Here is a 10619-nt window from a genome sequence, read left to right as displayed (position 1 = left end):
GGCTTATCACATATCTTTTCATGCCATGCCCTGCAAGGTTGGGAGGTTTTCCGCAGGCAAAGGGGGAGCGTCGCCCGTACTGCGGGTTTTTTGTTTTATGGGTGAGATGTTGTTTGACAAAGGAAATGGAGCAGGTTTTGTGCCAGGTTCTTTTGTTAAATAAAAACTGATTTAAAACAATTATTTATATTTGAAACGGCTTGGTTTGTACCGTATCTGGAACAGGTTGAAAGTTTGGTTACTGTTATGCCCAGGCATTGTGCGTCGATGCACTACTTTGTCTTGGGTTGTATCAGTACATGCCTTATCGCTGGCAAGTGGGCGATAAGGCAGGAATGAACAGTACAAAACCAGGTCAAAAAAAACCGGCCCATGAGGGCCGGTCAAATTTACGCGTGAGCGAATGTTCAATTCACAGATCAAGCACCAACCGCCGGCTCTTGCACCCGGACACACAGACCATCATCGATTTGTTCGCCGCCCGCTCAGCCTTGGTCAGCACCCCGTCGCGGTGGTCCACATCCCCCTCCAGCACTCGGGTCTCGCAAGAGCCACACACACCCTCACGGCAGCTGTACTCGATATCGCAGCCGGCTTCGAGCAGCACATCCAGCAGGTTCAACCCGGGTTCGACGCTGACCGTCCTGCCTGACCGGCTCAGCTCGACGCTGTAGCTGGCCTGGGCATCGTCCGATGCCGCCACTTCGGCTGCGGTAAACCGCTCGATATGCGCATGGGGGTAACCCAGGCGTTCGCAGGTCTGCTCGAAGGCATCGAGCATCGGCGTCGGCCCGCAGCAGTAGAAGTGCGTGTCCGCAGGCCGCCCGGCCAGGTAGCCGGCCAGGTCCGGCAGGCCGCCTTTCTCGTCGTTGAAGTGGTAGATCACCTTTGCCCCAAACCCGCTGATCTCCTCCAGCAGTGCGGCTTCGACACGCGAGCGTGCACAGTAGATCAGCTCGGCCGAGCGCCCCAGCGCCAGCAACTGGCGGAACATGCAGTAGATCGGCGTAATGCCGATGCCGCCCGCCACCAGTACGCTGTGGCTGGCGCGGGTGTCGAGGGCAAAGTTGTTGCGTGGCTGGGAGATCTGCAGTTGCGTGCCCACGCGCAGTTGCTCGTGCACATAGCGCGACCCCCCGCGGCTGGCTCGGTCACGCAGGATGCCGACCACATAACGGCCCTGGTCGCTTGGCGCGTTCAGCAGCGAATAGCTGCGCACCAGGCCATTGGGCAGGTGCAGGTCGATGTGCGAACCGGCGCCGAAGGGCGCGAACACAGTGTCACCCCAGGGGCGCAGCTCGACGCTGATGATGCCTTCGGCTTCATGGCGCAGGGTGTGCACCCGTGCACTGATGGTGGAGGAGTTGGACATCGGTCACCTCAGGCCAGTTGCTTGGTTTCGATCAGGGCCAGCTGTTCCTTGGCCTTGCCCTTGAGGTAGCGGCGCAGGCGCACCACGCCCAGGTCGTGCTGGTAGAGGTTTTCACGTTGGTTGGCGTCGAACTCCATGAATTCCAGCAGCACCCGGTCCTGCTCCAGTACCGCCCAGTGGCGCGCCTCCAGGCGGTTCTTGTAGAGGAAGCGCCAGGTATCGCGTTGCCAGCCGGTCAGCGGCCGGGCGCGCCAGTGGAACACGGCCGACAACGCTCGGCTGCTGGGGGTGTAGCTGCCGATGATGGTGAAGTTGCCGCCCGGGCCACCGGTCTTGGGGTAGGGAATCTCCAGGCGCAGCCAGTGGCAGCCGTTGTCGAGGAATTCGGTCCAGTCGAAGTTGACCCCGCGCTGGCCTTCTTTCTCGAAGAAGAAGCCTTGTTCGGTATCGCGGGTGACGAACCTGGCGGTGGCTTCGCCCTCGCTCATGGAATGCGACATCTTGTGCAGGTAGGTGCCGTGCATCGGGTCCATGACGTTGTCGAGCACGTAGCGGTAGTCGCCTTTCCATTCGGTGTAGCAAAGGAAGCTGCTCCACTGGGGCGAGGTCAGCTGCTCGGGCAGTACCAGCTCCGGTGGTGTGTCCAGGTGCGGGTCGGTGGCGTTGAACAGAAAGATCGCCCCCGCAGCCTCGCGGGTATGGAACATCCGCGTCGGGCGGCTGCCTTCGAGCTTGCAGCCAGGGCTGCCGGGCACTTTGGTGACAGTGCCGTCGCAGCGTACTTCAACGCCGTGGTACGGGCACTGCAGGCGGTCACCCAGCACCGGCCCTTGGGACAGCGGCGCGCCGCGGTGCGGGCAGTGGTCCTCAAGCGCGTGCACGCTGCCATCGTTGTCGCGCCACAGGGCGATCTTGTAGCCCAGGCGACGGATGGAAACCGGTTTGTCGCTCAACAGTTCCGACGGCAGAACCGGGAACCAGAGGTCTTTCAGGCCATTGGCCAGGTGTTGTTCAACAGGGTCGACGGTTACATGCATGTTCATCTTGTTCTTCTCCGCAGGGTCATTCGCCCAGCCGTGCCATCAGGGTTACAAAGGCGTCTTCAGTCCACGCTCCGCTGGTCAGCGGGCAGGGCGGGCCGGCCAGGTTGAGGTGGGCGAGCAATTCCCCCAATTCGCTCACGCCGTTGCCGTAGGCGCGTTCGATGGAATCGCCGAGCAGGTCCTCGAACGGTGTGTTGGGGCGTTTGCGTGCCTGGTGCGGCTGCAGGTAAACCTCGGGTGTGTTCATGGGATCGACCTCAGTTGTGCTTGGGCTTGTCGGTGAGGAATTTGCCTTGGGGTGCTTCTGCGTGCTGCTGGCGCCGGGTGTTGCCATCGATGCCGCCGGCAATCGCCCATTCGGCGAATACGGTCGGGCCGGGTTCGAACGCGCGTGGCTGCCATTCGGCGGTCAGTTGGTCCTCGTCGGCGTAGTACTCGACCAGCGCGCCGGCCGGGTTCTTGAAGTACCAGAAGAACGCCGATGACACCGGGTGGCGGCCCGGGCCGATTTCGGTGGCCCAGCCGCAGCGGGAGATATGCATGCCGCCGCCGAACACCTCGTGCAGGTCACGTACGGTGAACGCCACGTGGTTGAGGCCGGCGCGCGGGGCCGGCAGCTGGAGCATGAACAGGTCGTGGTGGCCGCCTTCCTCGGCGGTGCGCAGGAATGCGCCGCGGTTGGGGTAACGGTCCGATGCCTGGAAGCCGAAACGTTCGTGGTAGAAGGCCTCGCAGGCGTTCACGTCCTTGACGAAGAACACCACGTGGCCCACTTCGATGGGCGTGGCACGGTCGTAGATCGGCGCCGGCTTGTTGATCCGGCCCTTGGTCTGCCAGGTATTGTGGCCGCTGCACTCGATGTCCAGCGTGCGTTTGCGGGTGACCTGCAGGCGGATCGCCAGGCCGTTAGGGTCGGTGCAACCGATGCGGCCATTGCCTTCGACAAAGCCCGGGTCGTTGGCGATGCGCTGGCTGTACAGGGCAAGGTCCGCCTGGCTTGCGACACCCCACACCACTTCACGCACGGTCGAACCGGGCTCGATGGCCGGCGGCAGGTCGGGTTTGTCGAGGGCGGCCAGCACCACGCGGCAGCCATTGAGGGTTTCGAAGATCACCTCGTCAGGCTGTTCGCTGACTTTGCTCAAGCCCCAGTCGGTGAAGAAGCGGACGCAGGTGGCGAGGTCTTCCACGCCATAGGTGACTTCGTCGATGCCCAGTACGCTCATTGCCCTGCCTCCACGCCGGCCCAGGCCAGCGGCTGTTGGTTCATGCCCCAGTAGAGGCTTTTCTGTTCCATGTACTGCAGGATGCCCAGGCGGCCTTTTTCACGGCCCAGGCCGCTGTCACGCCAGCCGCCGAACGGCGTCGAGATGGAGAACTGCTTGTAGGTGTTGATCCACACCGTACCGGCCTGAAGCTTGCGGCCAAGCGCCCAGGCACGCTTGTAGTCACGGCTCCAGATCCCGGCGGCAAGGGCGTACAGGCTGTCGTTGGCCTGGGCCAGCAGGTCTTCTTCGTTGTCGAACGGTAGGGCCACCAGCACCGGGCCAAAGATTTCTTCCTGACAAACCTGCTGGTGGTTGCCCAGCCCTTCGAGGATGGTCGGCGGGTAAAAGTAACCCTGCTCGTACAGGCCGCCGCTCGGGCGCTCACCGCCCAGGCGCAGGCGGCCACCTTCGGCCAGGCCCAGGGCCACGTAGCGCTCCACCGACGCGCGGTGGCCAGCACTGATCAGCGGGCCCATCTGCGTGCGCTCGTCGGCCGGGTCACCCAGGCGCAGTTGCGCGGCGGCAGCGGTCAGCCGGGCCATGAACGGCTCGTACAGGGCACGGGCGACGAACAGCCGGGAGCCGGCGATGCATGCCTCACCCGAGGAGCTGAAGATGCCGTACAGCACACCGGCCACGGCGTGGTCGAGGTCGGCGTCGTCAAGGACGATGGTCGGCGACTTGCCGCCCAGCTCCAGCGACACCGGCATCATCTTGTCGGCGGCGATATGGGCGATGTGTTTGCCGGTACGGGTGCCGCCGGTGAACGACACACGTTTGACCAGCGGGTGGCGGGTCAAGGCGTCACCCAGCAGTGAACCCTTGCCTGGCAGCACGCTGACCAGGCCTTTGGGCAGCCCGGCGTCCTCACAGATGCGGGCCAGTTGCAGGGCCAGCAGTGGGGTGATTTCCGCCGGTTTGATCACCACCGCATTGCCACCGGCCAGGGCCGGGGCTAGCTTTTGCGCCTCGCTGGCGATGGGCGAGTTCCATGGCGTGATCGCCGCGACCACACCCATCGGCTCGTACACGCTCATGCTGACGAAATCGCCGCGCGACGGGGTGATGGTTTCCTCCAGCGTTTCGCAGGCAGCGGCGAAAAACTGGAAAGTCCCTGCCGCGCTGGCGACCAGGGCGCGGGTTTCGTTGATCGGCTTGCCGTTGTCCTGGCGTTGCAGTTGCGCCAGCTCTTCAGCGCGCTCGCGGATCAGCCCGGCGATGCGGTACAGCACAGCGGCACGTTCGTGCGGTTTGCGCTGGGCCCAGCCGCTGTGCAGGAAGGCCTGATGGGCCCCCTGCACAGCGGCTTCGACGTCTTCAAGACTGGCCGCATTGAGCCAGGCGACCGGCTCACCGGTCGCCGGGTAGCACGAGGCGTAACGCTCGCCGCCGCCCAGGCGCCAAGTGCCGGCGATGCACAGCGGTAAGGTCTGTTCCAGAGTCATTGGCAGTCCCCTAGATGGAAATGGCATGGGCGTGGTTGCCAAGGGCGCGAACCACGCTGTAGACGGTCAGTGCCGAGGTCTTCGGGTTGGCCGGCAGCGGTTTGCCGCGCAGGCTCATTTCGAAGCGGCCGAAGGCGCCGCGGGCCTCGACCTGGTGCACGTTTTCTTCGCTGAGCGGGTCAGCGATCAGGGTCACGCGGGTGCGGTCAAGGCCCAGCCCGGCCAGTGACAGCGTGGCCGCGACGTTGGCGTTTTTCGGGTACAGCCGCGCTGCCTCACGGGCGCTGCCGTCGAAGATCACGGTCGCTTCTGTAAGGGCGTCCAGCGCACACACCTGCTCGGCGGGGGTGCTTTGCCAGGCGCGCGCCGGTTTGCGGCCGGTGTAGCTGACCGCGTCCAGGCCGCCGACCTTGGCTGCTGACAGTGCGTCGATGCCGCCAATGGCGCCGGGCAGCAGTTCGATACGCGTGCTGCCGTGTGCCGCTGCCGCTTCCAGGCGCTCGACCAGGCCAGGCTCGGACAGCGCACCAACCGAGACGATCAGGCAGGCAACCCCGCGCTCCAGCGCTGGCAGCACGTGCTCTTCGATTGCCTTGTGGCCGGCGCATTCGACCAGCAGGTCGGGGCGCGCGTCGGCCGGCAGGGCGGTGAGTACCTGCGGCGGCCGGCGCAAGCTCGCCAGCCGCTGGCGTACCAGCGCTTCAGAGCCGGCCGAGGCAATCACCGCATCGACGCACAGCAGCGGGTCTTTCTCCAGCAGCTCGAGCACGCCGACGCCAATGGCACCGCAGCCGATCATGGTGATATGCAACATGGCGTGGTCCTCAGGCCGTGGCCTTCTGCGCCTTGGTTTCGCTGTTGGGCGGGCCGGCGAACTGGGTAGCGAAGCCGCCAACGCTGAGCATGTCCACTTCCAGCAGGAACGGGCCTTGCGCGCCCAGGGCGCCTTCGAGCACCTCGCCGAAGTGTTTCAGGTCGCTGACCAGGCCATGGCGCAGGCCGAGCGATTCGGCCAGCTTGCTGTAGTTCGGCGTGTGCAGTTCGACGTAAGCGTGGCGGGCGCCGTAGATGGCGTCCTGGATGTTGCGGATAACGCCATAGCGCTGGTCGTTCATCAGCAGGATGACCACGTTGGCGTTCTCCTGCACCAGGGTCGCCAGCTCACCCAGGTTGAGAATGAAGCCACCATCGCCTGCCAGGGCGAACACTTTGCGCTCCGGCGCTGTCTGCGCCGCTGCCACGGCAGCGCCGATGCCCATCGCCAGGCCCTGGCCGATGCCACCGCCGAGTGCGTGCACGCCGGACAGGGGGTGATAGAGGTTGAGCAGGCGGTTGCCCCAGATGCTGTTGGACAGCGTCACGTCGCGCACCCAGGTGAAGTTGCGCCCGGTCTGCGTTTGCAACTGCTCGACCAGCGACGCATACGGGCCCAGGTCGGCGACCAGCTGTTTGCGTGCCTGCTCGCGCACATTCTTGAGTTCGGGCAGAAAGTTCGGGTCGATGTTCAGGCTGCCCTGCAGGCGGTCGGCCAGGCCCTCCAGGGCCAGTGCCGCATCGCCACAGATGAACAGGTCGCTGGGGTAACTGCGGCCTTCGATGGCCGGGTTGACGTCGATGCGCAGGGTAGTGCGCGGCAGCTTCAGGGCGTACTTGAAGGTCTCGTTGCTGCGCAGGCGGGAACCGGCCACCACCAGCGCATCGCAGGTCTGCATGAAGCCTTCGACCAGCTTGTTCTGCGAGAAGGCCCCCAGGCAGCGCTCATCGTCTTCGTTGACCACGCCGCGGCCTTGGGTCGAGGTGATCACCCCGACGCCCATGTCCAGCAGGCGCTTGACCTGCGCGCCAGCATGCCGGGCGCCGCCGCCCAGCCACAGCAGTGGGCGGGTGGCGCTGGCCAGGCGTTCGGCAACCAGGTCGAGGGCTTCGGCGGCCGGTGCGGCGACCGGGATAGGCAGTGGCGACAGGTCGGTCGGCATGGCGATGAAGGCCGACTGGATATCGATCGGGATCTCCACGCTGACCGGGCCGGTGGGGGCGGTGAGGGCGGTCTGCACGGCCAGCTTCAAGGTGCTCAGCGCGGTTTCGACGCTGCGCACGCGAAACGCTGCCTTGGACACGGCCTTGAGCATGGTCAGCTGGTCGCGTGCCTCGTGAATGTAGGCCAGCTCCTGGTCCAGGTACGGGGTTTCGATCTGCCCGGTGATGTGCAGCAGGGGGGTGCCGGCGGTCAGCGCTTCGACCATGGCCCCGGCGGCGTTGCCGGCGGCAGTACCGGTGGAGGTCAGGCATACGCCCAGGCCACCGATGCTGCGGGCATAGGCATCGGCCATGTTGGTGGCCCCGGCTTCACCGCGGGCCATGACGAAGCGGATGTTGCCGCGCACAGCGAAGGCATCGAGGATCGGCATGTTGTGGATCGAGATCACGCCGAACGCCGCCCTGACGTCGCATTGCTCGAGGAACGCGGTGATGACGGCACCGACGGTGACAGTGTTTTCGTTACGCATGGCGGGACAGGCCTCCGGATACATCGATATGACTGCCAGTGGTGTAGGCCGACAGAGGCGAAGCCAGGAACAGGATCGCCTGCGCCGCTTCCTTCGGCAGGCCAAGGCGGCCCAAGGGAATGTGTTTGCGTTGCGCCAGCTGTGCGGTCCATTGCGACCAGTCCAGCTCGCGCTCTTCGCGGGCCTCGAAGCGGCGGCGCCATTGCCCCGACTCGACCAGGCCGATGAGGATGCCGTTGACCCGGATGCCGTGTTCGGCGAATTCGAAGGCCATTGAGCGCACCAGGTTCTTCAGCCCGGCACGGGCGGCCGAGGTGGCGACCATATGCGGTTCGGGCTGGCTGGCCAGCAGCGAGTTGACGCACACGATCGAGGCGTTAGGCTGGCCCTGCAGTTGCGCCATGAACGCGCGTACCGGGTGGATGACCGAGAAGAATTTGAGCTGCAGTTCTTCGTTCCAGGCCTGGTCGGTGGTGTCGGCAAACGTCGACACGCGGCCCTGGCCGGCATTGTTGACCAGCGCCTGGGCCGGGCCCAGTGCGGCCAGGCTGGCGGCGGCAAAGGCCCGCACGGACTCGGCGTCGAGCACGTCGCACACCTGGGCCAGCAGGCCCGCCTCTGGGAAGCGTTTGCGCAGCCGGGTTTCGGCACTGCGCAGGCGGTCTTCGTCGCGCCCGCAGAAGGCTACGCGGGCGCCGGCTTCGAGCAGCAGTTCGACACAGGCGTAGCCGATGCCGGACGAGCCGCCGGTGACGATCACCGTGCTGTCTTGAAGTTGGTAGGGGTTCATCTCAGTCCCTCATCAGCGCGGTGACGCGGCCGTGACCGGTGTTGGGCGTGTAGTTGAGCAAGCGCGACAACTCATCGGCACTGCCCCGCACCTGGCCCAGCAGGTTGTCGAAATTGACGTGGCCGATCTGCACGGTCGGGATGGTCAGGCCGAGCGCGGCGACTACTTGGCCGCTGTCATCACGCACGGGGGCAGCCACCGTGGAGATGGTCGACTCGAAGAAGCCTTCGCCGCTGACATAGCCGCGCAGGCGATCGGCCTGGACCAGGTCGAACAGCTCCAGCACGGTCTTGGGCGTGCACGGCGAAAACTGCTCCAGATGCTCTTCGGGATACAGCTCGCGCAACTCGCTCAGGCTCAGGTCGGCCAGCAGGATGCGCCCCAGCACCGTGGCGTGGGCCGGCAGGCGCGTGCCGACGGTAACTGCGCTGGAGAACACCGAGGGCGGTGAAACCTTGGCCACGTAGACGATCGAGCGACCGTCGCGTACCACCAGGTTGCTCGGGTAGTTCAGGCGATCGCACAGCCGTGCCAGCAGTGGCTGGCCCAGTTCGGTCAGCTCCAGCGAGGCCAGGTATTCGAAGCCCAGGCGCAGTACCGACATGCCCAGGCGGTATTCGTTGCCGCTGCGGGTGACGAAGCCCATGGTTTCCAGGGTGGTCAGCAGGCGGAAGATGGTCGAGCGGGGCAGTGACAGGCGCCGGGCCAGTTCGGGGGCGGTCAGGGTACGGTTCTGCCGGCTGAATTCGCACAGCAGCAGCAGGCCGCGTTCCAGGCCCGGGACAATGTACTTGTCCTGGTTTTCCTTCAACGGATCCATTTCGTTCATAGCGCGCTACCTGTGAGAGAGGCGTCCAGGGCGCGGGCCAGCAGGCCCGTCACCGTGTCAGGTTGTTCGATGGCGCAGGCATGGCCAGCGCCGGGTATCAGTTTGAAAGGGGCGCCCAGAGCATCGGCCAAGGCCTGGCAGTCGTCCGCGCGGGTGATGCCGTCGGCGCTGCCGCAGTGCACTTCGCAGGGCACTGCCTGCGGCGCGTGGCGCAACAGGTGGTCGCCGCACAGCAGCTCGATGGCTTGGCGGTAGCCGTGCGGCTGTAGCCGCGCCATGTTCCACTGCACCCAGGCCAGCGCCTGGGCACCGGCGTCTGGCGACAGCAAATGTGCACTGCGCTCGCGGGCCATTTGCTCGATGCCCATGTGGGCCAGGCTGTGCAGGCGTTTGCTGCGCACGGCAAGACCTTGCTCGGGTTGCGCCCCGTAACCGCGTGCCGGGCTGAGCAGTACCAGGCGGTTGACCCGCTGCGGGTGGGCCTGGGCGAACGCGGCGGCAGTCAGCGCCCCCAGGGAATGGCCCACCAGCACACAGCGCTCGATGCCTAATGCGTCGAGTGTCTGCAGCAAGCGCCCGGCATAGTCGCGGGCGCCCGGCACAGCCCTCGGCAGTGGCGTGGACTGGCCGTAGCCGGGGGCATCCCAGGCGATCACCCGTGCCCGCTCGCTCAAGCCCAAGGCCACTTGCAACCAGCTGGCCGCGCCCGAGCCGATGCCATGCAGCAGCACGATGGCCTCGCCGCTACCGGCCTCACGTACCGCCTGCAGCCCTTGGTCAAGGCGCAGCAGGCGTTCGGCAAAGCGCTGGTCGAGCTGGCTTAGCAAGGGGGCGATGAGGGTGATCGGCATCATCGGCTTACCCGCGCTTGATCGATGCCAGCGGGTGCGCTGGTGGGTAGGTCGGGGTCACCGGCTTCTTGGCACCGAGCATCACGCACATCAGTGCGTCCTCGTCACCCACATTGATCTCTTCGCGGTACACCCCTGGCGGCACCGAGATCAGGTCGCGGTCGGTGAGGATGGTTTCGAAGCGCTCGCCGTCTTTTTCGATGACCACCTTGAGCTTGCCGCGCAGCACGAAGAACACTTCCTCGACGTCGGTGTGCAGGTGGGGCGGCCCTTCGTGGCCGGCCGGGATGACCATGGTGGAAAAGGTGAAGTGCTCGGACGCGATGGTGTTCATGTCACTGCCAACCCCCGTGCCGCCGGTGCCCACGTAGCGCATCTGCGCGCGGCGGTACTTGGGGTCGTAGTCGGCCTGGAACTTCAGCGCATCCCAGTCGTAGCGGCGCGTCTGGTAGCGCGCTATGCGCGTCTGCATCCAGCTGGCCAGGTCGGCGTCGGCGGGGCGGTCCCAGGATTT

Annotated in this window: 11 protein-coding genes; all 11 read right to left on the bottom strand. The window is 65.4% G+C overall.

Translation table 11 applies throughout. The features are described 5' to 3' along the window. Window positions 1-412: 412 nt before the first annotated feature. Window positions 413-1372, bottom strand: coding sequence for a PDR/VanB family oxidoreductase (locus tag BLX42_RS17330; protein ID WP_161872258.1), 960 nt, complete (start codon window positions 1370-1372; stop codon window positions 413-415). Window positions 1373-1380: 8 nt separating this feature from the next. Next, on the bottom strand, window positions 1381-2415 hold the full coding sequence (locus tag BLX42_RS17325; RefSeq protein WP_115274104.1) for an aromatic ring-hydroxylating dioxygenase subunit alpha: 1035 nt from the start codon (window positions 2413-2415) through the stop codon (window positions 1381-1383). Between the two features lie 19 nt (window positions 2416-2434). Beyond that, window positions 2435-2662: a recombinase-like helix-turn-helix domain-containing protein gene (locus BLX42_RS17320; RefSeq protein WP_161872257.1), complete on the bottom strand. Its 228-nt coding sequence runs from the start codon at window positions 2660-2662 to the stop codon at window positions 2435-2437. Window positions 2663-2672: 10 nt separating this feature from the next. Further along, window positions 2673-3641 carry a VOC family protein gene (locus BLX42_RS17315; protein ID WP_161872256.1) on the bottom strand — a complete coding sequence of 323 codons (969 nt, stop codon included), beginning with the start codon at window positions 3639-3641 and terminating at the stop codon, window positions 2673-2675. After that, on the bottom strand, window positions 3638-5128 hold the full coding sequence (locus tag BLX42_RS17310) for an aldehyde dehydrogenase (protein ID WP_115274107.1): 1491 nt from the start codon (window positions 5126-5128) through the stop codon (window positions 3638-3640). The genes BLX42_RS17315 and BLX42_RS17310 overlap by 4 nt, the downstream gene beginning before the upstream one ends. Before the next feature lie 10 nt (window positions 5129-5138). Beyond that, window positions 5139-5942, bottom strand: a complete 804-nt coding sequence (locus tag BLX42_RS17305) for an aspartate dehydrogenase (RefSeq protein ID WP_161872255.1) — start codon at window positions 5940-5942, stop codon at window positions 5139-5141. 10 nt (window positions 5943-5952) lie between these two features. Further along, window positions 5953-7635 carry a thiamine pyrophosphate-binding protein gene (locus tag BLX42_RS17300; protein ID WP_161872254.1) on the bottom strand — a complete coding sequence of 561 codons (1683 nt, stop codon included), beginning with the start codon at window positions 7633-7635 and terminating at the stop codon, window positions 5953-5955. Continuing rightward, window positions 7628-8425, bottom strand: coding sequence for an SDR family oxidoreductase (locus BLX42_RS17295; protein ID WP_161872253.1), 798 nt, complete (start codon window positions 8423-8425; stop codon window positions 7628-7630). The genes BLX42_RS17300 and BLX42_RS17295 overlap by 8 nt, the downstream gene beginning before the upstream one ends. Window position 8426: 1 nt before the next feature. Further along, complete coding sequence (locus BLX42_RS17290; protein ID WP_115275499.1) at window positions 8427-9245, bottom strand: IclR family transcriptional regulator; 819 nt, start codon at window positions 9243-9245, stop codon at window positions 8427-8429. A 5-nt stretch (window positions 9246-9250) separates the two neighbouring features. Beyond that, a complete protein-coding gene (locus BLX42_RS17285; protein ID WP_161872252.1) occupies window positions 9251-10108 on the bottom strand; it encodes an alpha/beta fold hydrolase in 858 nt (285 codons plus the stop codon). A gap of 4 nt (window positions 10109-10112) precedes the next feature. Then, window positions 10113-10619, bottom strand: a 507-nt coding sequence (locus BLX42_RS17280; RefSeq protein WP_161872251.1) for a cupin domain-containing protein, incomplete at its 5' end; no start/stop codon positions are given.

This window comes from Pseudomonas sp. SG-MS2 (genome assembly GCF_009933855.1).
Classification (GTDB): Bacteria; Pseudomonadota; Gammaproteobacteria; order Pseudomonadales; family Pseudomonadaceae; genus Aquipseudomonas; species Aquipseudomonas putida_E.
The sequence above is the reverse complement of the archived record's forward strand: the minus strand, read 5'-3'. Positions and strand labels throughout refer to the sequence as shown.

What these genes read in the sequence shown, in the direction of transcription:
- BLX42_RS17330 (WP_161872258.1), bottom strand. Translation starts at nt 1,372, where the DNA reads ATGTCCAACTCCTCCACCATCAGTGCACGGGTGCACACCCTGCGCCAT.
- BLX42_RS17325 (WP_115274104.1), bottom strand. Translation starts at nt 2,415, where the DNA reads ATGAACATGCATGTAACCGTCGACCCTGTTGAACAACACCTGGCCAAT.
- BLX42_RS17320 (WP_161872257.1), bottom strand. Translation starts at nt 2,662, where the DNA reads ATGAACACACCCGAGGTTTACCTGCAGCCGCACCAGGCACGCAAACGC.
- BLX42_RS17315 (WP_161872256.1), bottom strand. Translation starts at nt 3,641, where the DNA reads ATGAGCGTACTGGGCATCGACGAAGTCACCTATGGCGTGGAAGACCTC.
- BLX42_RS17310 (WP_115274107.1), bottom strand. Translation starts at nt 5,128, where the DNA reads ATGACTCTGGAACAGACCTTACCGCTGTGCATCGCCGGCACTTGGCGC.
- BLX42_RS17305 (WP_161872255.1), bottom strand. Translation starts at nt 5,942, where the DNA reads ATGTTGCATATCACCATGATCGGCTGCGGTGCCATTGGCGTCGGCGTG.
- BLX42_RS17300 (WP_161872254.1), bottom strand. Translation starts at nt 7,635, where the DNA reads ATGCGTAACGAAAACACTGTCACCGTCGGTGCCGTCATCACCGCGTTC.
- BLX42_RS17295 (WP_161872253.1), bottom strand. Translation starts at nt 8,425, where the DNA reads ATGAACCCCTACCAACTTCAAGACAGCACGGTGATCGTCACCGGCGGC.
- BLX42_RS17290 (WP_115275499.1), bottom strand. Translation starts at nt 9,245, where the DNA reads ATGGATCCGTTGAAGGAAAACCAGGACAAGTACATTGTCCCGGGCCTG.
- BLX42_RS17285 (WP_161872252.1), bottom strand. Translation starts at nt 10,108, where the DNA reads ATGATGCCGATCACCCTCATCGCCCCCTTGCTAAGCCAGCTCGACCAG.